Annotated in this window: 20 protein-coding genes and 1 riboswitch; of the genes, 7 read left to right on the top strand and 13 right to left on the bottom strand. The window is 70.1% G+C overall.

All coding sequences use genetic code 11. The features are described 5' to 3' along the window. The first annotated feature begins 39 nt into the window (after positions 1–39). The 6 genes from IPI43_21490 (at position 40) to IPI43_21465 (ending at position 8,639) form a co-directional block, all read left to right on the top strand. Positions 40–2,097: a hypothetical protein gene (locus IPI43_21490; GenBank protein ID MBK7776675.1), complete on the top strand. Its 2,058-nt coding sequence runs from the start codon at positions 40–42 to the stop codon at positions 2,095–2,097. A gap of 52 nt (positions 2,098–2,149) precedes the next feature. Then, a complete protein-coding gene (locus IPI43_21485) occupies positions 2,150–2,851 on the top strand; it encodes a M23 family metallopeptidase (protein ID MBK7776674.1) in 702 nt (233 codons plus the stop codon). A 115-nt stretch (positions 2,852–2,966) separates the two neighbouring features. Then, positions 2,967–3,440, top strand: a complete 474-nt coding sequence (locus IPI43_21480) for a VOC family protein (protein MBK7776673.1) — start codon at positions 2,967–2,969, stop codon at positions 3,438–3,440. A 24-nt stretch (positions 3,441–3,464) separates the two neighbouring features. Beyond that, the gene (locus IPI43_21475) at positions 3,465–4,631 is read left to right on the top strand and encodes a hypothetical protein (protein ID MBK7776672.1); all 1,167 of its coding nucleotides are present in this window, start codon (positions 3,465–3,467) and stop codon (positions 4,629–4,631) included. 68 nt (positions 4,632–4,699) lie between these two features. Beyond that, a riboswitch (cobalamin riboswitch) is annotated at positions 4,700–4,910 on the top strand. 79 nt (positions 4,911–4,989) lie between these two features. Next, entirely contained in the window at positions 4,990–7,014 is a 2,025-nt protein-coding gene (locus IPI43_21470; GenBank protein MBK7776671.1) for a TonB-dependent receptor, read from the top strand. Next, positions 7,011–8,639: a hypothetical protein gene (locus IPI43_21465; GenBank protein MBK7776670.1), complete on the top strand. Its 1,629-nt coding sequence runs from the start codon at positions 7,011–7,013 to the stop codon at positions 8,637–8,639. Before IPI43_21470 ends, IPI43_21465 begins: the two co-directional genes overlap by 4 nt. Here IPI43_21465 and IPI43_21460 read toward each other — a convergent pair. Genes IPI43_21460 through IPI43_21450 form a run of 3 tightly spaced genes read right to left on the bottom strand, consistent with a single transcriptional unit; the run spans position 8,636 to position 11,681 of the window. Beyond that, complete coding sequence (locus IPI43_21460; protein MBK7776669.1) at positions 8,636–10,174, bottom strand: response regulator; 1,539 nt, start codon at positions 10,172–10,174, stop codon at positions 8,636–8,638. The two genes, IPI43_21465 and IPI43_21460, sit on opposite strands and share 4 nt — an antisense overlap. Further along, positions 10,171–10,518, bottom strand: coding sequence for a response regulator (locus IPI43_21455; GenBank protein MBK7776668.1), 348 nt, complete (start codon positions 10,516–10,518; stop codon positions 10,171–10,173). The genes IPI43_21460 and IPI43_21455 overlap by 4 nt, the downstream gene beginning before the upstream one ends. Continuing rightward, positions 10,515–11,681 (bottom strand): histidine kinase, encoded by a 1,167-nt coding sequence (locus IPI43_21450; protein MBK7776667.1) that lies wholly within the window; start codon positions 11,679–11,681, stop codon positions 10,515–10,517. The genes IPI43_21455 and IPI43_21450 overlap by 4 nt, the downstream gene beginning before the upstream one ends. A gap of 213 nt (positions 11,682–11,894) precedes the next feature. Here IPI43_21450 and IPI43_21445 point away from each other — a divergent pair, with 213 nt between their 5' ends. Beyond that, on the top strand, positions 11,895–12,425 hold the full coding sequence (locus IPI43_21445; protein MBK7776666.1) for a hemerythrin domain-containing protein: 531 nt from the start codon (positions 11,895–11,897) through the stop codon (positions 12,423–12,425). A gap of 28 nt (positions 12,426–12,453) precedes the next feature. Here the strand turns inward: IPI43_21445 and IPI43_21440 are convergent, their stop codons facing one another. The 10 genes from IPI43_21440 to IPI43_21395 all read right to left on the bottom strand — a co-directional run bounded on the left by IPI43_21440 (position 12,454) and on the right by IPI43_21395 (position 23,118). Then, positions 12,454–13,863: a sigma-54-dependent Fis family transcriptional regulator gene (locus tag IPI43_21440; protein ID MBK7776665.1), complete on the bottom strand. Its 1,410-nt coding sequence runs from the start codon at positions 13,861–13,863 to the stop codon at positions 12,454–12,456. A 13-nt stretch (positions 13,864–13,876) separates the two neighbouring features. After that, positions 13,877–15,295, bottom strand: a complete 1,419-nt coding sequence (gene ccoG / locus IPI43_21435; protein ID MBK7776664.1) for a cytochrome c oxidase accessory protein CcoG — start codon at positions 15,293–15,295, stop codon at positions 13,877–13,879. A 2-nt stretch (positions 15,296–15,297) separates the two neighbouring features. After that, entirely contained in the window at positions 15,298–16,059 is a 762-nt protein-coding gene (locus tag IPI43_21430; protein ID MBK7776663.1) for a c-type cytochrome, read from the bottom strand. Positions 16,060–16,093: 34 nt separating this feature from the next. Next, positions 16,094–16,303 (bottom strand): hypothetical protein, encoded by a 210-nt coding sequence (locus IPI43_21425; GenBank protein MBK7776662.1) that lies wholly within the window; start codon positions 16,301–16,303, stop codon positions 16,094–16,096. Beyond that, on the bottom strand, positions 16,300–18,678 hold the full coding sequence (gene ccoN, locus IPI43_21420; GenBank protein ID MBK7776661.1) for a cytochrome-c oxidase, cbb3-type subunit I: 2,379 nt from the start codon (positions 18,676–18,678) through the stop codon (positions 16,300–16,302). The genes IPI43_21425 and ccoN overlap by 4 nt, the downstream gene beginning before the upstream one ends. After that, entirely contained in the window at positions 18,653–18,850 is a 198-nt protein-coding gene (locus IPI43_21415; protein MBK7776660.1) for a hypothetical protein, read from the bottom strand. Before IPI43_21415 ends, ccoN begins: the two co-directional genes overlap by 26 nt. After that, positions 18,850–21,318 (bottom strand): heavy metal translocating P-type ATPase metal-binding domain-containing protein, encoded by a 2,469-nt coding sequence (locus tag IPI43_21410; protein MBK7776659.1) that lies wholly within the window; start codon positions 21,316–21,318, stop codon positions 18,850–18,852. The genes IPI43_21415 and IPI43_21410 overlap by 1 nt, the downstream gene beginning before the upstream one ends. Next, complete coding sequence (locus tag IPI43_21405; GenBank protein ID MBK7776658.1) at positions 21,315–22,088, bottom strand: sulfite exporter TauE/SafE family protein; 774 nt, start codon at positions 22,086–22,088, stop codon at positions 21,315–21,317. The genes IPI43_21410 and IPI43_21405 overlap by 4 nt, the downstream gene beginning before the upstream one ends. A gap of 188 nt (positions 22,089–22,276) precedes the next feature. After that, entirely contained in the window at positions 22,277–22,645 is a 369-nt protein-coding gene (locus IPI43_21400; protein MBK7776657.1) for a hypothetical protein, read from the bottom strand. Between the two features lie 77 nt (positions 22,646–22,722). Then, the gene (locus tag IPI43_21395) at positions 22,723–23,118 is read right to left on the bottom strand and encodes a hypothetical protein (GenBank protein MBK7776656.1); all 396 of its coding nucleotides are present in this window, start codon (positions 23,116–23,118) and stop codon (positions 22,723–22,725) included. Positions 23,119–23,132: the final 14 nt, after the last annotated feature.

The raw sequence follows: 23,132 nt of genomic DNA, 5'->3' as shown, positions 1-23,132 counted from the left end.
GCTCTTTCCCCGCGCGAAACGGGCGAGTACACTGACCCGATGGATCGCTTTTCGTGCGGGGCGCCGTGGCGCAGGTTGGTGCTGGGGCTGGGTCTCATGGGCGCGCTGGTCGGGGGCTGCGGCAGCTCCGATGGCAACACCATGGACATGGGCGTGGGCGACAACGACGTCTCCGACATGGACGTGGATGGCGGTCCGCAGCCGCCTGCGGTGCGCGCGGTGTTCGCGCTGCCGCGTGACCCCGCGACCCATGCCTTCTTCGACCTTCCGTGGCCCAGCGACGTGCGCCGCAACCCGGATGGCACCCTGGACGTTTCCGAGTTCCCCCAGCCGCGTGAGAACCAGCTGGTGCGACGGTACCTGAACGCCATCGAGGCCGACACGCGCGGCTACTCCATCAACGGCGGCACCTACCTGCGCTTCTCGGCCAGCGTGGACACCAGCACCCTTCCGGCGGACGCCGCAGCCGCGCAAGACGCGGACGCGTCGGTGTTCCTCATGAACGTGGACGCGGACAGCCCGAACGTGGGCACGCGCCACGCGGTGAACGTGAGCTACCGCGACGAGGCCACCCGCTACTGGCCGCAGCACTGCGTGGCGGTCTTGCCGGTGTTCGGCGTCCCGCTCGAGTGGGACACCACGTACGCCGTGGTGGTCACGCGGGACGTCAAGCCCGACGCGGGTGGCGACTACGAGCGCGACCTCGACTTCGAGGCCCTGCTGGGCGACGACACCAGCGACGCCAACGTGGTGTCCGCGCGTGCCATCCACGCGCCTGCACTGACCGCGCTGGCCAACGCTGGCGTCGCCGAGGCCGACATCCTGAGCATGGCCGTGTTCACCACCAGCGCGGCCTACAACGAGCTCCTCGCGGCCCGCGACTTCATGATGGACGAGTACGAGCTGCCGGTGGCCGACCCCGACGAGTGGCAGCCCAACGCCAGCGCCAGCACGCACGTGGAGCTGCTCGGTCGCTACGGTCCCTCGCCCATCTTCCAGCAGGGGGACCTGCCCTACGACTACGTCGAGGACGGCGGAAACTTCGTCGTCGAGAACGGCGTGCCCGTGGTGCAGGACGAGTTCGACGTGCGCTTCTCGCTGACCATCCCACCGTCCACGGTGCCGATGCCGGCCGAGGGCTACCCCATCGTGCTCTACGCGCACGGCACGGGCGGCGACTACCGCAGCTACGCACGCAACGGCGTGGGCGCCATGCTCGCCGAGCAGGGCATCGCCGTCATGGGCGTCGACCAGATTCACCACGGTGAGCGTCTGCCCGGCGGCGGAGACCCTTCGATCCCCGTGTTCAACGTGCTCAACCCGCTCTCGCTGCGTGACAACGCGCGGCAGTCGGCGCTCGACGTGGTGCAGCAAGCCCGCTTGATCGACGCGCTCGCGGTGCCCATCACGGTCACGGGTCGCGCGGCGCCGGTCACGTTCGACACCAGCAAGATCTACTTCTACGGCCACTCGCAGGGTGGCGTGAACGGACCCCTCTTCCTGGCCATCGACGACCAAGCGCAGGGTGGTGTGCTGAGCGGCGCCGGCGCCGTGTTCGTCATCGCGGTGGTCGACAAGACCGAGCCGATCAACATCGCCGACATCCTCACCCTCGCGCTGGGTCTACCCGGTGTGGGCATGGACCCCCTCGTGCGCGAGCACATGGTCTACGAGCACCCGCTTCTCGCGTTGCTCACCACGTGGGTGGATGTCGCCGACACAGCCAGCTACGCCCACCTGATTCACCGCGCCCCGCGCCCAGGCTTCGCACCCAAGAGCATTCTGCAGACCGAGGGCGTGTCGGACCCGTTCACCCCCCCGCTCACCATCGAAGCGTTGGGGCTGGCGGGTGGGTTCCCGCAGGTGTCGCCGTACCTCGCGCGCATCCCGGATCACCAGGCGCATGGGCTGCCCTCCGTGGCCGCTCCCGTCATGGGCAATGGCAGCGGTGCGATGCACACCGTGGGCCTCGTGCAGTACGCTGGCGGGCACTTCGTGTCCACGGACCCGCCGGGCGAGGCGCTCATCACGGAGTTCTTCACCAGCTGGGTGGAGGACGGGGTCCCTACCATCGCCGCAGGGTCGCCGGCGCCCTGATCGACACTCGGGGGGTTTACGCCGATAGATTTGGTGGTCATCCTGTCCGCCCGTGCTGACTTCCCCCCCCAGCCGCCGGCCCCGGGCCAGCCTCACCCGACGCATGCCCAGCGCGCTCTTGTTGGCGCTCGCGGCTTCGCTCGCAGTAGGTAGCACCGCGGGGGCAGCGCCCGACCTCATCTCCTCGCTGCCCGAGCCGCTGGACCCGGTGCACGCGCGCTTTCCCGTGAAGCTGGCGCTGCCGCGCTTGGTGCTGACGGGCTCCGCGCTCGAGCCGGCGGTGGCTCCCGTAGAGGGCGGCCGCGTGGCCAGCGGCTTCGGCTACCGACGGGCGCGCCTGAGACGGCGACGACAGTTCCACGCGGGGCTCGACTTCAACGCCGAGCGCGGGGCGGCGGTGCTCGCGGCGAGGCGCGGCATCGTGCTGAACGTGGCGTCGGACGCCGAGCGTCTGCACGGGTTCCTGGGCTATGGGAACGCCGTGGTCGTCTACCACCCCGAGAGCGACGACTTCAGCTTCTACGCTCACCTCGACGAGGTGCTGGTGGAGGTGGGACAGGCGCTCGCGGCAGGCCAGAAGCTGGGCCGCGTGGGCAACTCGAACAACGGCAAGTTCCGGGGCATGTACCCACACCTGCACTTCGAGGTGCGGCAGCGCGGAAGGGATGGCCGCGCGCCGTTCCCAGGGCCCTACCGCGACAACGCCATCGACCCGCTGGCGTGGCTGGTGGAGCACGGCATGGAGCGGCCCTGACGCCGCCTCGCCAGCGCATGCGTCCCGCGCGAACGCGGTGTATGGTCCGGGCGCCCGACCACCCGAGCCGGTGAGCGAACACCGCGGTAGCCCGGTTGGGTAGAGGAGCCCCCTGGTGAGCGCACGTCCCTTCAAGGTCCTTGGTATCCAGCAGATTGCCGTGGGCGGTCCCGACAAGTCCGCGCTGCGCAAGCTGTGGGTGGACACCCTGGGTCTCACGCTCCACGGCAACTTCCAGAGCGAGAAGGAGAACGTGGACGAGGACATCGCCGTGCTGGGCAGCGGGCCCTTCAAGGTGGAAGTAGACCTGATGCAGCCCATCGACCCCGAGAAGAAGCCGCGCGTGGACCAGCCGGCGCTCAACCACATTGGCCTCTGGGTGGACGACATCCACGTGGCGGTGGAGTGGCTGACGGCGGAGGGAATGCGCTTCACGCCGGGTGGCATCCGCAAGGGCGCGGCGGGCTACGACGTGTGCTTCATCCACCCGAAGGGCAACGAGGCCACGCCGCTGAGCGGGGAGGGCGTGCTCATCGAGCTGGTGCAGGCGCCGCCCGAGGTGGTGGAGGCGTTCTCGAAATTGGCGTAGATGTTGCGTATGTTGCGGCGCACCATGCGGAACGGACCGAAGCTCGACAATCCCGTGAACGCGCGTTCTCGCGCCGCGTCTCCGCACCTCTCGGAAGTCACAGCGTCGGGTCGCCGCGGAGCCGCCGCGCTCGCGCTCATGCTGCTGGCGCTCGGGTTCGCTCCGGGGGTCGCCCACGCCGACCGCGTCGTGGTGGTCACGGCCACCGGCGCCGGGGATGAAGACCAGCACGACGCACTCACGGACGCGGTGTCCGAGGCGGTGCGCGCGCTCGGGCATGACGCGGTGACCGAGGCAGGCGCCATCGACGCCACCCAGCACGAGGTGCCCGAGGGTGCGAATGACTTCCGTGCCGTGGCCGAGCTCAACCGCGCCGCGTGGGTGGTCGTGCCCGTCGTGCACGACATCACGGCCAACGGCTATTGGCTGACCCTGCGCGTGGGCTATGCGCGCGACACGCGCGTGGAAGAGATCGACGCCGAGGTGCTGCGCCCCCACGAACGCGAGCGCTTGATGGCGCTGCTGCAGGCGCTGCTGCGGCCCGAGGGCCTGGGCGACGACGTGGGCCGCCTGGCAGGCGCCGACACGACCGGCCGCGATGCCGAGCAGCGCGCGCAGGAGGAGGCCGAGCGACTTGCGCGCGAGGCAGAAGAGCAGGCAGCTCGCGAGCAGCTGGACGCCGAGGCGCGCGCCGAAGCCGAGCGCGCCGAAGCGGAGCGCACGGCCTTCGCCGACCGCGAGCGGTATGGCGCGGAAGATCACATGCTCTTCGAGGTGGGCCTCGGGGTGCACCCCCTGCTTCGCGCGGGGTCGAACGGCTCGGGAGGCACGCTCGGCACCGCCGAGGTGATCTTCGGCTACGCGCTCGGCGACACGGGGCTCGAGCTGCGCGCTGGGCTCGACATCTTCTTCGGTGCTGCGGGGGGCTTCGCGCTGCACGGTGGCGCGGCCTACTTGGCCAGCCCGTTCCGCGCGCCGGTGCACCTGGGCGCGGGCGTGGACCTGGGCATGTTCATGGGTCTGACGGGAAACCGTGTGCCCTCGCTTTATGTGCGCGCCGGCGCCTTGGTGGTCTATCACGCCACCAAGGCGCTCTACCTCGAGGCGCAGCTGCCCGAGATCACGGTGCTGAGCGCCAATGGCGGGGCGGTTTCGCTGGGGCTGTCGGTGCGCGCTGGCACGCGCTTCTGACTCGGCCCTTGACCGCTCGCCGGATTCCTCTCAGAGTCGGCGCAGCGCTTGGGTCGCGGCTGCTCACATGAGGTGAAGGTCGCGCGAGGCCACTGCGGAGACATGCGGTGGTCGAAGAGGGAAGTCGGTTCCATGCCGACACGGTTCCCGCCACGGTATGCGATCGAACACCTCGTCATGGTGCCACTGGCGCTGCCGCTCTCTGCGAGCGGCGGTCTGGGAAGGCGACGGGGTCTAGGGTCGCGAGTCCGGAGACCTGCTCGAACGCCTACCCTCTGCTGCGGGACACAGCTCCGAGGGCCACGCGTCAGGTCGCGTTGCCTTCTTTGGTTGTGTCGTCCGCACGGGAACCCGCCCGATGCCAGGACGCCTCTCCACCCCCAAGATTCTCGCGAGCTTCGTGCTGGCGTGCGCGCTCGTGGGCGCGGGGGTTGGCCGTGTGCGGGCTCAGGCGGAGGGGGATGACGAGGAGGGCTTCGGTGCGGTCGCCGAGGTGGAGCGCGCGCTGCCCTCGGACAACGGCCTCGACGCCACGGCGTCCGGGACCCGCGTGGACCTACGCGAGCGCAGCGCGGCCGGCGAGACGATCGTGGACGTGCTCCCGGAGCTGCCCGGCGCACAGCTGCAGAGCCTCGGGGGCCTCGGCGCCTTCTCGGGCCTCGGTCTGCGCGGCGGTGACGCGAGCCAGACGGAGGTGGTGCTGGACGACCTCCCGATCCACGACGTGGACGACGGCGCGTTCGACTTCTCGCTGCTCCCGCTGGACGCTTTCCACGCGATCGAGGTCTACCGCGGTGGCGCACCGGCACGCCTCAACGTGGCACCCATGGGGGGCGTGGTGCGCTTGGTCCCCGCGACGGTGCTCGGGACTCGGCTCGTGCTGCGCGCGAACGCCGGCAGCTATCGCACGGGCGGCGGCGGGCTGGAAGTCAGCCTGCGGCGCGGGAACGTGGAGGTCTTCGCCGTGGCGGGGGCGCGCGGCTCGCGCTCCGACTACCCGTACCTGGACGACGGCAACACGCGCTTCGACTACACGGACGATGTGCGTCGCCGCGTGCGCAACGCCGAGGTGGTGGACACCTCGTCGTTCCTGCATCTGCGAGCGGTCCAAGGCGAGTGGACGCTGCGCGCGGTGCTGCTCACCATCACGCGCGACGCGGGGGTACCCGGGCCGCTCTCCGCGCCATCGCTGCAGACCGAGCAGACGCGCAGCGACGTGCGTGGCGTGCTCGGGCTCTCACGCTCGTTCGCGGGCCGCGCCGACGCGCGCCTGGCGCTCCAAGCGCTAATGAGCGGGCGTCGCAACCGCTTCGACGACACGCTCGGGGAGTTCGGTGTTGGCGCGCAGGACACCGACGACCACGGGCGAAGCTGGCGTACGCGCGGGACGCTCCAGCTGTCGCCGCACCCGCTGCTCGACACCACACTGGTGCTGGAGGCGTCTGGCTACCGCTACGACCCCGAGGACGGGCTCAACGCCTTCGCGGAGCCCACGTCGCGGCGTGAGGGGGTCTCCGGGACTCTCGAGGCCAACCTGCACGGAGGCCGGCACGGGCGGCTCTGGTCGCTGCGCCCTTCGGTCCGGGTGCTGGGCACGTTCGGGCATACGCGTGAGCTGCGCCTCGGTCGCATCCAGACGTTCACCGCGCGCGACGTGCTCCCGACCTTTCGCTTGGGGGCAGCGTTCAGCCCTTTGCGCGGGGTGTCGATCACGGCGTCGGCGTTCCGTGGGGCGCGGCTGCCCAGCCAGCTCGAGCTGTTCGGCGATCGTGGCATGGTGCACGCCAACCACGCGCTGCGCCCCGAGACGGGCCTCGGCGGAGACATCGGGCTGCTCCTGCAGTCGGGTAGCGACGACCTCTGCGTGCGCTTCGAACTCCGCGGGCACGTGCGTCGTGACGACGACCTGATCCGCGCGCGGCGCACGAGCCAGTCGCAGACCATCTTCGAGAACATCGACTCCGCGCGGGTGGCCGGCCTCGAGTCCAGCGGCGAGCTGCAGCTGAGCGAGCACCTGCTGGTGGCGGGCATGTTCTCGTTCTTGCACTCACGCGATGCGCTCGGGAACGCGCTTCCCTACCGCGCGCGCACCACGGGCTTCCTGCGCGTGCAGCTCGGCACTGGCGAGCTTCGCTCGGGGGTGGTCGGCACGCTCTACGCCGACGTGCGCCATCAGGGCCGGCTGTACGCCGACGGAGCAAACCTGATTGCGATCCCCGCGCGGGCGTGGCTGGGGGTGGGCGCGCGTGTCGCCTATCGCGGCCTCGAGCTCGCCCTCTCGCTCCGCGACCTGCGCAACCGCGCGGGCTCGGATGTTCTCGGCTATGCGCTCCCCGGACGTCGTGTCGCGGTGAGCGCGGTCTACTCAAAGGAATGGCAATGACTCGCTCGAAGATGATTTGGATGCTGGCTCCGCTCGCGGCGCTGATGGCGCTCGGCTGCGCGGACGACGGCGCTTCCACACGGACACTCGCGGTGGACGCCGCCGGTGGCACGCTGGTGCTGGGCAATGCGTCCGTGGTGGTCCCCGCGGAGGCCCTTGCGGAGTCCACCACGCTCACGCTCACGCGCCTCGCGCAGACCGACGTCACGGCGCTGGGCGCCGGCGAGGAGTTCACCGGGCAGCCCTTCGAGCTGGCTCCGACCACCACCGTGTTCGCCATGCCCGTGGCCATCACGCTCCCCTATTCGGGGGGCGACGAGGACCTCTTCGTGTTCGCGGCCAGCGGCACGGATGCGCCGTGGGCCATCGTGGCCGGCGCCACCTTCACGGATGGCGTCGCGAGCTTCAGCCACGGCAGCGGCGGCGTGTTCGTGGTGGTGCGAGCGCTCGCCACGGACCTTCCTGCACTTGGCGCGACGCCAGCGTTCGCCGTGGTCAGCAGCGACTACAGCAGCACCGCCATCGCCATGCTGGACGGCGAGGGCGACGCGCTCGACGCGGAGTGGTTCACGTCGGCCGACGCCCTGGCCGGATTGGTGGCCGCGCTCGGTGGTGACGTGTCGCTGCCGACCACGCCCGAGGCCGGCCACGTCGTGGTCCTAGACCGCTTCCGCGTGGACGTCATCACGCGCGTGGCGATCCCCGGCGGCGAGCTGGTGGGGCAGCTGCGCACCCACAGCACCGCAGGCGTCGCGGGCTTCTCCAGCAATCCGCAGGACTACCTGGCGCTCGGCAGCGACCGCGCGTGGATCAGCCGCTTCGGTCAGAACCCCGACGCCGCGGCGGAGGCGAGCGAGGCGGGCACGGACCTCATCGAGATCGATCCGACCACCATGGCGCGCACCGGCGCGCGCGTGGACCTGTCCAGCTTCAGCACGGTCGTCGGTGAGACGGACGTGCTCGCGCGCCCCTCGCGCATGCTGCGGCTCGGAGACTACGTAGCCGTGGGCTTGGGCCTGCTGAGCGCGGACTTCAGCGCCTCGGCAGATGGCGTGGTCGTGCTGGTGGACCCAGCGGACGCGTCGCTCACGAGCGTGACGCTTGTCGGCCTGCGCAACTGCGGGACCATCGTGCCGGTGCCCGAAGACGACACGCGCGCGCTGGTCGCCTGCACCGGTCACTCCGGGACGTTCGACGCGGCCGAGGTGCGCGCCACCGCCGGCGTGGTCGTGGTGCACCTGAACGGCGCTGCCCTCGAGGAAGAGGCGCGCTGGGAGGCGAGCGTGGACATGAGCGCAGCGGTGGCCGTCAACGGCATCACGGCCATCTCGGCGGACGAGTTCGTCGCGGCGGAGTACGGCGACTTCATCGCGCCCACCAACGACGCGGTGTACCGCGTGGTGATCTCCACGGGCGTCCAGACGCAGCTCGGCACCGCCGAAGGCCAGTACCAGGTGGGCACCATGGCGTTCGACGCGGCCAGCGGCCTCTTGCTGGTGCCCGACGCGAGCGAGGGCCTGCGGCGCTTCACGCTCACCGAAACCACTGCCACGGAAGGCACCGCTGTGGCGCTGACCATGGCGCGCGGGTTGCCGCCGCGGCACGCCACGCTCGTGGCCCGTTAGCCCGGCAGGCTGGGCGCCGGCATCAAGCGCACACGCGCGATGGCGCCACCCTCTGGGCGGTTCTCGAGGGTCACGCTGCCGCCGTGCGCGTGGATGGTGCGCGCCACGATGGCGAGCCCGAGGCCGGTGCCGGCGTGCTTGCTGGTCTTGAAGGGCCGGAACGCTTCGCGCAGCATTTCGTCGTCGAGCCCGGGGCCGTTGTCCGTGAGTCGCAGCTCCACGCGGGACACCTCGTGCTCGGAGGCGTCGGGGGTGGCGGGCGGCGCAGGGATGACCTCGAAGCCCAGCTCGCCACCCTCCGACATGGCCTCGAGCGCGTTCTTGAACAGGTTGAGCAGCGCCTGGCGCAGCTTGGCTCGCTCGGCCATGACCGCGAGCGCGGGGGGACCCACGTAGCGGCACGTGACCGCCATGGCCTCCGCCACGGGGGCCTGGGCCGCGAGCAGCTCGTGGATCAAGGCCACCACGTCCGTGGGCTCGAGGCGCGGCACGGGTGCGCGCGCCATCTCGAGGAATTCGTCCAGCAGGCCGGCGAGGCCACGCAGCTCGCGCTTGATGACGTCGCTGGTCTCGCGCACCACCTCCTTCGAGGGGCTGTCTCCTGCGCGTTCGTTCGCACGGATCAAGAGCTCCAGCTGCAGCAGTGCGCCGTTCAGGGGGTTGCGGATCTCGTGCGCCAGGCCCGCCGTGAGGCGCCCCATGGCGGCCAACGACTCGGCTTCACGGGCCGTGCGCTCGGCGTCGAGCTGCTCCGTGATGTCCACCCCCACGGCCATGACCGCCACGGCGGCGCTCTCGCCATGGGCGCGGTGTGGCACCGGCGTCAAGGTCCAGCGCACCACGCGCGGGGTGCCATCTGCTCGCCGCAGCGCGGCGTCGAGGTCGTTCTCGCGATCACCGGCCAGCGCCGAGCGGAGCGCCCGCTCCATGGTGTCTCGGTCCCGCGCGGCCACGAAGTGGTCGAGGAAAGGCTGACCCACCACCTGCGTGCGTGCGTCACGCGAGGTCCCGAGCGCGCGCAGCGCATGGGGACCGGCGAAGCCCACGTCGCCATGTGGGCCGATCCCCACGAGCAGCGCCTCGGTGTGCTCCACGATGGCACGGTGCAGGGCCTCCGATCGCTCCAGCTCCTCGGCCAGCCGTTGGCGCTCGCTGCGCAGGCGCACGTGAGCGAGCACGCGGCCGCCCAATTCCAGGAAGTCCTGCGCGTCGAACGGCTTGAGCACATAGGCGAAGGCCCCCTGGCGCAGCGCGGTGATGGCCGAATCGAGCGTGCCGTGCCCGGTCATCAGGATGACCTCGCCGCCGGGGCAAAGCTCGCGCAACTTGGGCAGGAGCGCGAGGCCGTCGTCCCCTTCCGCCAGGCGAATGTCCACCAGCGCGATGTCGAAGCCGGACCGCACGGCGATGTCCATCGCTCCGCGTGTGCCGCGCGAGAACACCACGTCGAGCTGGTCGTCCAGGTCCTCGAGCAGCTCCGCGATGTTCTCGGCGAGCTCGACGTTGTCGTCGACGACCAGGACGCGCAGCCTCATGCGCTTCGCCCGAGGGCCTTGACCAGCGTGGAGAGGTCGAGCGGCTTCACCAGCACGGCGTCGACGTGGTCCAGCAGCGGGTCGAGCTGAGCGTCTTGGGTGAAGGCGCTCATCAAGATGAAGCGCGCGTCCGGGTGGCAGGCGCGCAGGAGGCGCATCAGCTCCACGCCGCCCAGAGCCGGCATGCGGACGTCCAGCAGCGCCGTGTCGAAGTCGTGGGTGCGGCCCCAGGCCAGCGCCGCAACCGAGTCCGAGTGCGCGTAGACCTGTGTCTGATCGCTCGCCAGCAGCTCGGCGAGGTTGTCCGCCAGCTCCGCGTTGTCGTCGACCAGGAGGACTCTCATGACCCCTCTTTTTGCGCCACTGGCAGGACGATGTCCACCCTCGCCCCGCGCGGCTCGTGGTTGACCGCCGAGAGCGTGCCTCGGTGCTTGGCGATCACGCGCTGGCAGAGCGGCAGCCCGAGGCCGATACCCCGGGCCTTGGTCGTGAAGAGGGGCTCGAACAGGTGCTCGAGCGCCTCGGCCGAGAAGCCCTCGCCACAGTCTTCGACGCGGATGCGCAGCGCTTCTTCGCGCTGCTCGACTAGCGTGGTGCGCACCACCTCGATGCTCACGACACCCGGCTCGCTCATGGCTTGCGTCGCGTTCTGCAGCAGGTTCACCAGCACCTGGCGCAGCTGGCTCGCGTCCGCGCTGAGCACTGTCGCGTCGTCTGCGATGTCGAGCCTGAGCGAGTGTTGGCTGGCCTGCACCTGTGCCCAGGCGAACTCGAAGAGTGGCCGCAGCTCCACGGTCTCGAAGCTGGGCGGCCGGTCACGGGCAAGCGCCAGCAGGTCGTCCACGATCTGTCCACAGACGGAGATCTGTCGCTCGATGCGGTCGACGTGACGCAGCACGTTCGGCTGGTCGCCGGCGTTCCGGCGCAGCAGGTGGCTGGACGTGCTCAGCACCGCCAGCGGGTTGCGCATCTCGTGGGCCAACGTGCCGGCGAACTGCCCCAGCGTGGCCAGCCGCTCCGCCGTCCGGAGCGCGCGGTCGTAGTCCTCCCGGTAGGTCTCCAGCATGATGGCCAGCTCGACGTCGCACAGCCGGTGGATGGACTGCTGGAGCGCCACGGCTTCTTGGCCATCCCTCCCGCCGGAGGCAGCGACGGCCTCGATCAGCCCCGACCGGATGACGTTCATGGACACGAACACGTAGCGTTGCGGGAGTCCGATGCGGACGTGCGCACGACCGATGCGTGCGCGCTCCTCGAAGTAGCTGTCGTCGTACGGGCCGGCGAAGAACCGCACCAACCACGAGCGCAGCAGCTTCTTCTGCCGCGCCACCTGTGCCTCGTCCGTGAAGACTGCCCGCGCCTCCGGGTTGGCCTCGATGGCCACGTAGAATCGGTCGACGATGGCGTCGAACGCTGGGGTGAGGGCAGCTGACGCGCCGATGAGCCGAGCGCCGTCCTCGGGTCCGAAGCCCACGTACCGGAAGAGCTCGTCGAGCAGCGTCGCCATCCCGGGAGCCTACCCCGGGCGCGATGCCTTGGGTAAACGCAAGCGCTGCGCATCCATCGACCTGCGCGCAACCCCCGCTGCGCGAGCACCGCCAGAACCCTTGAGAAATGCAGTCAAGCAGGCCGGGCACGTGGATTGCACCATCGGTCATCCATCATGGGCAGCATTTCCTACGTCCAGTCCCCTCCTAGGGAGCTGTTGGGTCTCGAATCCATGGCAGCGCGTCCCCTCCCGTCCTCAGCGGCCACGCTCGCGGAGCTGATCTCGTACGTGTACGACGCCTTCCACGTTCCACTGAGGCAGGATCTGCGGCTGCTGGAACACCTCACGGAGAGCGCGGCGCTCAGCCAGCACCCCGCTGCCAGGGCGATGCACACGCTCGCCTGCCGGTTCGCCGACGACGCTCGGCTGCACATGAGCCGCGAGGAGAACGAGATCTTTCCCCGCATCCTGTCGGGGCAGGGTCCCCGCTGCGCCAACATCATGGCCGCGCTGCACGTGGACAACCACCAGAGCCACGAGCGCGGGCGGGGTCTGCGGCGGCTGGCTGCGCTGTGCGCAGAGGCGGTGGGTGCACCGTCGGCATACAGCGAGGCCGCGCCCCTCGATCCCCACCTGATGAGCGAGCTCCACCGCCTCTTGGACAAGCTCGAGCTCCAGCTGGCCGAGCATCACCGCATCGAGGAGGACCTGCTATTCCCGCGGGCCCTGAGCGGCGAGCCTCCCTACGGCGACGAGGACTGACTCGCGAAGCAGCGCCACCGACGCCGCTTCAGTCGGCGTCCTCGTCGGCCTCGTCGTCGTCGGCCCCGCTCTCGCTGCCGCCTTCGCGCCACTGCTTGATGCGGTGCTGGAGCGTTCGGCGGCTCATGTCCAGCATCTCGGCGGCCTTGGCCGTGGAACCCCCCACGGCCCCCAGCGTGCGCTCGATGGCGATGCGCTCGAGCTCGGCCATGGTGATGCCGGGGATCATCTCGTCGAGCCCCACGCCCGTGCCCTTCTTGGGTACCCGCCGCAGCAGGGGGAAGGCGTCCACGTCGATCTCGTCTTCTTCGGTGAGGACCACGGCGCGCTCGATCGCGTTCTCCAGCTCGCGCACGTTGCCCGGCCACGAGTGGCTGACCAGCGCGCGCAGCGCCGCTTCGCTGAAGCCCACGAAGGTGCGCTCGTTCTCTTTCGCGTAGCGCTCGAGGAAGTGGTGCGCGAGCAGGGGGATGTCCGTGCGTCGCACGCGCAGCGGCGGCACCTCCAGCTGGACCACGTTCAAGCGGTAGTAGAGGTCCTCCCGGAACGTTCCGTCTTCCACCGCGTTCAGGAGATCGCGGTTGGTGGCGGCCACCACGCGCACGTTCACGCGCACCGTCTCGTTGCCGCCCACGCGCTCGAAGTCCTTCTCTTGCAGGAAGCGCAGCAGCTTCACCTGCACGGACATGGGGATCTCGCTGACCTCGTCCAGGAAGAGCGTCCCTCCGTGCGCCGACTCGAAGCGGCCGCGACGCTTCTGCAACGCCCCCGTGAACGCGCCGCGCTCGTGTCCGAAGAGCTCCGACTCCAGCACGGACTCCGCCAGCGCCGAGCAGTTGAGCTTGACGAAGGGCTGGTCGGCGCGCGGCGAGTTCTGGTGGATGGCCGCCGCGATCAGCTCCTTGCCCGTGCCGGTCTCACCGTGGATGAGCACGGTAGCCTGGCTCTTGGCCACCTGCGCCATGGCCTTGAAGAGGCGCTGCATGGACGGGTGGTCGCCGATCAGGTTGCGCGCGTCCAGGCGCTGCCCCAGCTGCTCGCGCAGACGCGCGGAGTCCCGCCGCAGGCGCGCGTGCTCCACGGCGCGCGCCACGAGCACCGTCACCGCCTCCATGTCGAGCGGCTTGGTCAGGTAGTTCTCGGCGCCCAGGCGAATGGCAGCGACGGCCGAGTCCACCGAGCCGAACGCGGTCATGACCAGGAACGCGGTGTGCGGGGACTCGGTGCGCCCCTGCTCCACCAGCGTGAGTCCGTCGATGCCCGGCATCTTGAGGTCCGTGAGCACCACGTCGGGCTCGAACGCGCCCAGCTTCAGCAGCGCCGCGCGTCCGTCGGCGGCCGACTCCACCTCGTAGCCCTCGAGCGAGAGCAGCTGGTGGAGCGCGCTCCTCGCGCTGGGCTCGTCGTCGACTACGAGAATTCGTCCGCGATCTGTCATGGTGCGCTCATGGTCATCGGGGGGCTACGAAGGGTACCTCGGCGAGGCGTGTCTCGTCGTCGTACTGACTGGTGATGCGGACGCGCACCCGGCTCGGAGGAGCCTCCCGTGCGGCGTCTTCGTGGTCGTCGTCATCCCCGTCTTCCGAGCGCTCCCACGTGGCGACCACGCTCACCCGTTGGCTCGCCAGGGGACCGAGCGTGACCGTGGGTGTCGGGAGCCGATAGCGCAGCCCGTCGCGCTCGTCGGCCGGCGCGATGTCGAACGTCACCGGCTCATCGCGCTTGTTCACCAGGTGGAGGTTGAGCATGTTGAGCACGTCGCCCTCCGCGTCCACCACGAAGGGGGCGCCGGTGCGCAGCAGGTTGCCCTCGAAGCTCTGGTGAGAGCGCAGCGCGAACGTCATGACGGTCAGACCGACGAGCCCCATGAAGGCATAGAAGTAGACGCGTGGGCGCAGGAAGTGGGCCTTCTTGCCCTCGAGGCCGTTGAGCGAGTCGTAGCGCACCAGGCCCGGCGCGCGGCCCAGCTTGAGCATGACCTCATCGCACGCGTCCACGCACTGCGCACAGCCCACGCACTCCATCTGGAGCCCGTTGCGGATGTCGATGCCCGTGGGGCAGACCACCACGCAGCGGTTGCAGTCCACGCAGTCGCCGTTGGCCGGGTCGCTGGCCTTGCCGCGAGGCTCGCCGCGACCCACGTCGTAGCCGATCACCAGCGTGTCGTTGTCGATCAGCGCGGACTGCAGGCGGCCGTAGGGGCAGATGGCCAGGCACAGCTGCTCGCGGAACCACGCGAAGTTGAAGTAGATGGCGGCGCTCATGGCCAGCATCCACGCGAAGGCCTCACCGTGCGCGCTGGGCCCGCGCTGGATCATGTCCAGCAGGGCCGGCAGCGAGGTGAAGTAGCTGAGCACGAAGTGGCTCATCAAGAACGCCGTGCCCAGGAAGACCGCGTGCTTGAGCACCTTGCGCCAGAGCTTGTCGAAGCTCATCGGCCCCTGATTGCGACGCATGCGCACGTTGCGTGGACCTTCGATGAGGCGCTCGATGGGGCGGAAGACACCCTCGAGGAACACCGAGTGCGGGCAGGCATAGCCGCACCAGATGCGGCCGTAGAGTGTGGTCACCACGAAGAGCGCGAAGCCGACGCCGCTCAGCACGAAGAACGCGAGCCAGAAGTCCTGCGCGTTCATGCTGAGCCCGAACAAGAAGAAGCGCCGGTGCTCAACGTCGAGGAACACCGCTGGGCGCCCCCCCACCTGAATGAACGGCAGCGCCACGTAGACGGCGATCAGGATCGCGAACACCACCCTTCGGCGGGTCATGAAGCGCCCCGTCACATCGGCGGGGTGCACGTAGTTGCGCCGGCCGTCCGTGCGCAGCGAGCTGGCCGGTTCGTCGATCACGGGGAGCTGGCGCTTGGTCATGACTATTCGCCTTGGGAGGGAGCGGCGGCAGGTGCAACCGCCGGCGTGGGAGCCGGTTCGGTGGGGGCCGGGGCAGCGGCGGGGGGCGCGGCGGGTGCTGCCTCCACCACGGCCGCGTCGGTCGTGGTGGTCACGCCACCGTCCAGCGTGTCCACGGGCAGCACGGGGACACCCAGGTCACCGAGGGTAGCGTCCAGCACGCCTGCGTCCACGGTGGCTGGGTCGGCGGCGCCGCTGGGAGCCCCGCCTTCGGTCCAGACCTCACCCTGTGGCGCCTTGCCGTCGGCCACGTTGGTGTTGCGCAGGGTGACCACGTAGGCGGCCACCTGCTGAACGGCCGTCGGCCCCAGCATCGCGCCCCAGGCAGGCATGGCTGCCGACGTGACGCCGTCTCGGATGGTGTTGTGGATGTTCAGCGGGCTACCGCCGTGGATCCAGCTCGTGTCCGTCAAGTTGGGCCCGATGTTGCCGCCGCCGTCCTCACGATGACAGACGGCGCACTGGGCCGTGAAGACCTCACGCCCTGCGGCGACGGCGCTGGGGTCGATGGCCAGCGCCTCGATCAGCGCGTCGTTGACCTCACCGCCCTGTGATGCCTGCTCGCGCAGCTCGGCGGCGTAGGCCTGCATGGGCGAAGCTCCGACGTTGAAGCCCTCGTAGTAGAACCAGTAGAAGATGCCGAAGATCACCGCGCCGTAGAACGTGAACAGCCACCACAGCGGGAGCTCGTTGTCGGCCTCCTCGATGCCGTCGTAGACGTGGATGATCTCACCCTGGATCTCGTCATGCCGGTTGCTGTCAGACATGGCTCTCATCTTTCTCGGAGGCGACGCGCTCGGTGTCTCGGGTCATGGGGAGGTCGGCGAGGCTCTGCACCTCGCTGGCCGGGAGCTTCAGAGCACGCACGGCCATCACGGTGAAGAGGGTCATGAAGAGCAGCAGCGCGGCCACGGGGAGGGCCAGCACCGGGCTCTGCGAGAAGAAGTCGGAGGCGAGCCAGCTGATCATGGGGTTACTCCTGTGGTGGCAGCGACCGTGTCGCCTGCCGGGGCGTCGTACATGCCGTCCGCGGGGATCTGCCCGAGCCGCTGCAGGTAGGCGATGACCGCCGTCATGCGGCTGTCCACGACCAGGTCGCAGGTCTCGGGGTCTTGCGTGTCACCGGCGCACAAACGCGTGCCCGCTTCGCGCGCGAGGAAGTCGGCGATCTCTTGGGCTTGCGCGTGGGCGCTCTGCTCGCTGCGCTGGATCTGCTCGGCCGTGTAGGGGACACCCACCGTGCGGAGCGCGCGCATCTTCGCGGCGGTCTCGGAGAAGTCGAGGCCCTCCCCCGCGAGGTGCGCGAAGGGCGGCATGTTGGACTCGGCCGAGATCTCGCGCGGGTTCACCATGTGGCGGAAGTGCCAGGTGTGCGAGTACTTCCCGCCCACGCGGGCGAGGTCCGGACCGATGCGGCGCGAGCCCCACTGGAACGGGTGGTCGAAGATGGAGTCGTCCGGCGTGGACACCGCGCCATAGCGTGCGGTCTCCCACGTGAAGGGGCGGATCATCTGCGAGTGGCAGGTGTAGCAACCCTCGCGCAGGTAGACGTCGCGGCCCTCCACCTCGAGCGCGCTGTAGGGCAGGTTGGTGGTGCTGGTGATGGCCTCGGGGGCCGCCACCACGCTCGGCACGATCTCGGCCACACCACCGACCAGCGCCGCCAGGATGGTGAGCCCGGTGAACACGCCCGAGCGCCCCTCGATGAGCGAGTGCCAGGTGGGCTTCCCGGGCTGCTTGCTGATGCTGAGCAGCAGCATGGCGAAGAAGCCCACGGTGAACGCCAGCACCACGAAGGTGAGCGACGCGACGACCTCGAGGTAGCCGGCGACGACGATCATCGCGATGACCAGCGCGCTCACCAGCACGGGCGGCGCGAACACCAGCTCCTTGAGCGTGGCCTTCGGTCCCTGCTCCTCCGGTGTGGCGTCCACGGCCACGTCCACCTGTCCGTTGACCGGGGCGCCGCTGCGCGCGGTCATGAAGAGGTTCCACGCCATCATGATGAAGCCGACCAAGTAGATGGTGCCGCCCACCAGACGCATCCAGTACATGGGGCGGAGCGCCGTCAGCGTCTCGACGAAGTCGGGGTAGGCGAGACCGCCACCGGGCGCCATCTCGCGCCACATCAGGCCCTGCTGGATGCCCGCGGTCCACATCGAGGTGACGTAGAGGAGGATGCCGAACGTACCGATCCAGAAGTGGAAGTTGGCCGCCGCGACCGAGTGCAGCTTGGTGCCGTAGAGGCGTGGCACCAACCAGTAGAACATGCCGGCCGCCATGAAGCCGTTCCAGCCGAGGGCGCCCGCGTGCACGTGACCGATGATCCAGTCCGTGTAGTGCGCCAGCGCACTGACGCTCTTGATGGAGAGCAGCGGACCCTCGAACGTGGCCATGCCGTAGAAGGTCACGCCGGCCGCGAAGAACTTGAGGACCGGGTCCGTGCGCAGCTTGTCCCACGCGCCGCGCAGCGTGAGCAGGCCGTTGAGCATGCCGCCCCAGGACGGCGCCCACAGCATGAGGCTGAAGACCATGCCCAGCGTCTGCGCCCAGTCCGGCAGCGCCGTGTAGAGCAGGTGGTGCGGGCCGGCCCAGATGTAGATGAAGACCAGGCCCCAGAAGTGGATGATCGAGAGCCGGTAGCTGAAGACGGGCCGGTCAGCCGCCTTCGGCAGGAAGTAGTACATGATGCCGAGGATCGGCGTGGTGAGGAAGAAGGCGACCGCGTTGTGGCCGTACCACCACTGCACCAGCGCGTCCTGCACGCCGGCGAACACCGAGTAGCTCTTGAGCCCGCTCACGGGAATGGCGAGGCTGTTCACCACGTGCAGGATCGTGACCGTCACGATGGTCGCGATGTAGAACCAGAGCGCGACGTAGAGGTGCTTCTCGCGGCGGTTCTTCAGCGTCCAGAAGTAGTTGGTGGCGAAGACGAGCCAGACCACCGCGATGGCCACGTCGATGGGCCACTCGAGCTCGGCGTACTCTTTGGCCTGCGTGAAGCCGAAGGGCAGGGTGGCCACGGCCGCGACGATGATCGCCTGCCACCCGAAGAAGTGGAACCACGAGAGCTTGTCCGACGCCATGCGCGCCTTGGTCAGGCGCTGCGTGGAGTAGTAGACGCCCGCGAAGAGCATGTTGCCCACGAACGCGAAGATGACCGCGTTGGTGTGCAGGGGGCGGAGGCGGCCGAAGCTCAGCCAGGGCGCCGCGTTCGCGGGCCACCACGCGAGCTGCAGCGCGACGACGACGCCCACGAGCATGCCGACGATCCCGAAGATCACCGACGCCCATAGGAACGCCCTCACGATGCGGTCGTCATACTCGATTCGTTGGGTCTGCATTCTCGATTTCCTGTTCCGGCGCGACACTCTGCCGCGGGGGGTCTTGGGGGTCCTCGAGCGGCAGCAGGGCAAGCCGCTCGGTGTGATCGAAGGTCCCGAGGTGCGCGCTCTTGAGGAACGCGAGCGCCGCGGTGAGTACGAACACGACACCGATGAAGAGCAGCAGGGACATCACCTCCATGAGAGGCTCCCGTCTGCCGTGGGGAGCGCGCGCGCGCTCGGCACCTGGCGGCGTCCACGCGTCATGGCGTGGACGGTGAAGGCCACCGTCAGCAGCGAGCTGGCCGGCATGAGGATGGCGGCCAGCCACGGGCGCATGGCGCCGCTCATGGCGATCAGCACCGCGCCCACGTTGTAGACGACCGCGATCATCAGATCGATGCGCACCACGCGTCGCAGGTGGCGCGCCACATCGAGCGCGTCGCGGATGCCGCCGAGGCCCACGCTCGTGAGGTAGAAGTCGCAGCGGCTGGCCACGAACGGGCGGTCGCTCACGGGAGTGGCCGACACTTCGGCCAGGTCGAGGGCCAGCGCGTCGTTGAGACCGTCGCCCACCATCAGCGTGCCCTCGCCGCCCAGCGCCTCGATGAACGCCGCCTTCTCGTCCGGTGAGGCGTCGCCCAGCGCGCAGCCCGCCGGCGCCCCGCCGTCGCTCGCGCGGCTCATGCCCACGGACGCCGCCAGCGCATCCACGCGCGCCTGACGGTCACCACTCAAGATGTAGGGCGTCACGCCGCGCTCGCGCAGGTCCGCCACCAGCTGGGCCGAGCCAGGGCGCACGGTCTCGTGGGTCACCAGCGTCAGCAGCGGGTGCCCGTCGCGCGCGAAGACCAGATCCACCTGCTCGGGCACGCGGAGAGGAGTGGCCCAGGCGGGCGCGCCCAGGCGGTAGCGCGCGCCCTGGTGCAACACCTCCACACCGCGCCCTGGGACCTCCACCACATGGGACGCGATCTCGGCGTCGTACGGGGCCGAGCGAAGCGCCTTGCGGAGCGCCACGCTCTTGGGGTGATCCTGCGCCCCCACCAGCGCCTGGAGGGCGCTCTGCGCTGGGCGGGGCAGGCTGGTGTCGAGGGCACCCGGATGGTTTCCCACGGACGACTCCACCCGCAGCGCGCCCGTGGTGAGCGTGCCGGTCTTGTCGAACACCACGCGCCGCACCGCCAGCAACCGGTCCAGCACGCCCGGCTTGCGCAGGAACACGCCGTGGCGCCGCAGCTCGGCGTGCGCCAGCTCGTGCGCCAGCGGGACCGCGATGCCGAACGCGCACGGGCACGTGACCACCAGCACGGCGGTCGCGATGGCCAGCGCCTCCATGGGGTCACCGCTGCGAAGGTAGGCGAGCGTGAAGCCCAGCGTGGCCGCACCCAGCACGCCCACCACGTAGTAGCGCGAGAGCAGCGTCCAGAAGGCGTCCTGGCGCGGCGTGGTCTGCCGGTCGCGCTGCAGCAGCCGGAGCACGGCGGAGTCGGCGAAGCGCTCGGTGGCGATCACGCGGGCGGGCGCGCTGCCCACGTAGAACGCACCGGCCGGGAGGGTGGCCCCCTCCTCGAAGCGTCGCGGCTCGCTCTCGCCCTCGATCCAGTCGAGCGAGCAGGCCGTGGACGCGAGCGCGCGGGCCGCGACGGGCACCAGGTCGCCGCGCCGCAGCACGATGGTGTCGCCGGCCTCGAGCGCGTCGCACGCCACCAGCTCTTCACGCTGGGTCTCCGCCACGAGGCGACGCGTCAACAGCGAGCGATGGGAGTCGTCGCTCAGCAGGCGCCGGCGCGAGCGCTCGAGGGCCCGCTCCTGCAGGTAGCGCCCAAGCACCATGAACGCGATGAAGACCGCGACCGTGTCGAGGTAGGGGGTCTCACCGTCGCCCAGGAAGAAGCGCACGGCCGCGCCGCTGTAGGCCAGCGCGATGCCCAGCGCGATGGGCACGTCGAAGTGCAGCACGCGCGCGCGCAGCGACGCCCACGCCGAGCGCAGGAACACGGTGCCGCCGATCAGCACGCTGAGCGTCGCCGCCCCGAACGTCATGAGGTGCACGTGCCGCGCGAGCTCGCCGCCGCTGAGGCCCGCGTATTGGGCCAGCGAGAAGAGCATGATGTTCCCCGCCAGGGCGAGGCACAGCCCAGTGCGCATGAGGAGCCCCGAGCTGGTGCTGCGGCGGTCGTCGTCCGAGGCTGGGCCCGAGCGGTAGCCGAAGCGCGCCAGCTCCTCCAGCCACGCGCGCAGGGGAAAGCGCGGCGAGAGCTCGAGCGAGGCCCTCGCCAGCGCCGGGTTCACCACGATGTGCGCGGGTGTTCCAGCCTGCTCGGCGTGGCGTGCGAAGGTCTTCTCGATCAGCCACACACAGGCACCGCAGTGCAGCCCGTCGATGTCGAGCTCCGTCCGGAAGGTCTCGTTCGGGCGCTCCAGCTCGGCGCGCGTGAGCTCGTCCTCCAGCAGCTCCAGCCACGGCCCGGCGGCGAACGCGCGCTCGTCGCTCTGGGGGCGCCCCACGCCGCGGCGCAGGTCGTAGTAGCGCGCGAGCCCCTCCGCGTGCAGCAGGGCGTACACGTTGGCGCAGCCGTCGCAGCAGAAGCGCTCGCCGGCGACGTTGACCGGCAGTCCGCAGTGGTCACACGCGGTGGAGCGGGCGGCCGTGCTCATCGCGGCGCCTCGCGTCCGGTGGCGATGGGGTCGGCGTGGCATGCGGCCCCGCCTTCGGTCATGGGGGCCTGGCCCAGCAGGCCCGGCATGGCGCGCACGGTGACGATGCCGGCGCCGAGCACCAGCACGCCGGCCACGAGCAGCGAGCCCGCGCGCGACTGACGCAACAGCGTGCTCGCCCACACGCTGGTGGCCAGGCCTGCGCCGGTGGTGGTCGCGAAGGCCACGCCGATGAGCGCGCCCGCAGTGGCGCTGCCGCTTGCGCCGGCCAGCACGCCCATGTTGAGGAGCGCGGCGCACGGCAGCAGCGCACTCAGTGCGCCCACGAGCAAGGGAGACGCCAGAAACGGACGGACCAAGCGCACCCAGCGGGAGGGAGTGGGAGCGCTCTTCGGTTTGGTGCGGAGCGGGACGAGGACGCCGCTCAGCTCGACGTCGCTCGCCTCACCGCCAGGGGCCGCCATTGCACGAGGGGCGCTGGACGCGAGGCGGAACGCGACCCAGAGCAACCCCAGCGCCATGGTCACGCCGAGCACCTGTGACGCGAACTCCACCGGCAGCGGTCTGACGGTCAGGGCGACCAGCCCGCCGGCCAGCCCGCCGAGGAGCCCGTAGGAGAGCGTCCGACCGGCCTGATAGCGGAGCCCCTCGCGTGGGCCCGCGCAGACGCCGGCCACGAGGGGACCGCACATCCCCATGCAGTGCGGGACGCTCGCCAAGCCGGCGACGGCACCCGCAGCGACGACACCCAGCAAGTGGGCGGCGCTCATCGCATCCTCGTCATGGGGGGGAGGGTGGACACGAAGTGCGCTCTAAGCAACCCTCGGGCCAAGCCTCTTTTGCCGGGGAACGCGCACCCTTTGCGCCAATCTCACTCACCAATCCAGCAATCGGCGCAGTGTTGGCGCGGTGCGCGGGGTCTGCGCAAGAGGTGCGCCACGCGTGCCGCGCCTCCCGCTCACCCCTTGGCCAGGCGGTCGCGCAGCCGCACCAGCTCGCTCTTGAGGGTGGTGCCCGCGTGCTCGAGGTCCTTGCCCACGTGCTTGAGGTCATCGCCCACGTGCTTGAGCCCGGCGCCAACCTGCTTCAGCTCGGAGCCGATGCTGGTCTTCACCTTCTCCGCTCGCTGCTCGAACTCGTGCACCTTGGGCTCGAGGTCACTCCATGCGTCCTTGGCCTCGAGGCTGCCCAGGTGGATCTTGACGCGCACCTCGTCGGCGATGGCACGCAGGTCCGTGCGCCAGCGCTCGAGCTCCTCGCGCAGCCGCGGGGCGGCGTCACCGACGGGGGACGTGGACGGGTCGTTGGGGGTCTTGGCGCTGCTCATGGGTCGTACTCCTGAGAGGGTGTACCGCCCTCTCGAAGCATGAATCGAGCCACGCGGTGGCCTGCGCGCTGCGCACTTCAGGGACGCATGGCGAAGCGGAGGTCTCGTGTCGCGAGGGCCTCGTCGAGCGCGTGGCGAAAACGCGAGACGCTTCCGTCGCACGCCTCGAGCGCCGCCGCGTCCAACAGCAACACCAGGCCGTCTGCCGTGTGCCCGACGACACACGGCGTTCGCCCCTCGGTGAAGCGCGCAACCTCGGGTGACCGCTCGTCGAGATGCACGTTGCGGAGCGGGACCGGAAGCGCCTCACGGCACGCCGCGAAGCCCTTCTTCTCGCGCACCGAGCCGTGTGTGATGTCGCAGAGCGCACAGTGCGCGCTGCCCAGCAGCTTGCCCACCACGTAGCGCAGCTCGCCGCTCAGGGATCCATCTGCCTGATACACGCCTGTCAGCGCCGTCACGTCACTCGTCATGGGAGGCAGTCTCC

The organism is Sandaracinaceae bacterium (genome assembly GCA_016706685.1).
Lineage (GTDB): Bacteria > Myxococcota_A > Polyangia > Polyangiales > Houyiibacteriaceae > JADJJE01.
The sequence above is the reverse complement of the archived record's forward strand: the minus strand, read 5'-3'. Positions and strand labels throughout refer to the sequence as shown.

Bases quoted from the DNA above. Each gene is read 5' to 3' on its own strand.
- IPI43_21490 (MBK7776675.1), top strand. From the start codon at position 40: ATGGATCGCTTTTCGTGCGGGGCGCCGTGGCGCAGGTTGGTGCTGGGG.
- IPI43_21475 (MBK7776672.1), top strand. From the start codon at position 3,465: ATGCGGAACGGACCGAAGCTCGACAATCCCGTGAACGCGCGTTCTCGC.
- IPI43_21470 (MBK7776671.1), top strand. From the start codon at position 4,990: ATGCCAGGACGCCTCTCCACCCCCAAGATTCTCGCGAGCTTCGTGCTG.
- IPI43_21465 (MBK7776670.1), top strand. From the start codon at position 7,011: ATGACTCGCTCGAAGATGATTTGGATGCTGGCTCCGCTCGCGGCGCTG.
- IPI43_21460 (MBK7776669.1), bottom strand. From the start codon at position 10,174: ATGAGGCTGCGCGTCCTGGTCGTCGACGACAACGTCGAGCTCGCCGAG.
- IPI43_21455 (MBK7776668.1), bottom strand. From the start codon at position 10,518: ATGAGAGTCCTCCTGGTCGACGACAACGCGGAGCTGGCGGACAACCTC.
- IPI43_21450 (MBK7776667.1), bottom strand. From the start codon at position 11,681: ATGGCGACGCTGCTCGACGAGCTCTTCCGGTACGTGGGCTTCGGACCC.
- IPI43_21445 (MBK7776666.1), top strand. From the start codon at position 11,895: ATGGCAGCGCGTCCCCTCCCGTCCTCAGCGGCCACGCTCGCGGAGCTG.
- IPI43_21440 (MBK7776665.1), bottom strand. From the start codon at position 13,863: ATGACAGATCGCGGACGAATTCTCGTAGTCGACGACGAGCCCAGCGCG.
- ccoG (MBK7776664.1), bottom strand. From the start codon at position 15,295: ATGACCAAGCGCCAGCTCCCCGTGATCGACGAACCGGCCAGCTCGCTG.
- IPI43_21425 (MBK7776662.1), bottom strand. From the start codon at position 16,303: ATGATCAGCTGGCTCGCCTCCGACTTCTTCTCGCAGAGCCCGGTGCTG.
- ccoN (MBK7776661.1), bottom strand. From the start codon at position 18,678: ATGCAGACCCAACGAATCGAGTATGACGACCGCATCGTGAGGGCGTTC.
- IPI43_21415 (MBK7776660.1), bottom strand. From the start codon at position 18,850: ATGTCCCTGCTGCTCTTCATCGGTGTCGTGTTCGTACTCACCGCGGCG.
- IPI43_21410 (MBK7776659.1), bottom strand. From the start codon at position 21,318: ATGAGCACGGCCGCCCGCTCCACCGCGTGTGACCACTGCGGACTGCCG.
- IPI43_21405 (MBK7776658.1), bottom strand. From the start codon at position 22,088: ATGAGCGCCGCCCACTTGCTGGGTGTCGTCGCTGCGGGTGCCGTCGCC.
- IPI43_21400 (MBK7776657.1), bottom strand. From the start codon at position 22,645: ATGAGCAGCGCCAAGACCCCCAACGACCCGTCCACGTCCCCCGTCGGT.
- IPI43_21395 (MBK7776656.1), bottom strand. From the start codon at position 23,118: ATGACGAGTGACGTGACGGCGCTGACAGGCGTGTATCAGGCAGATGGA.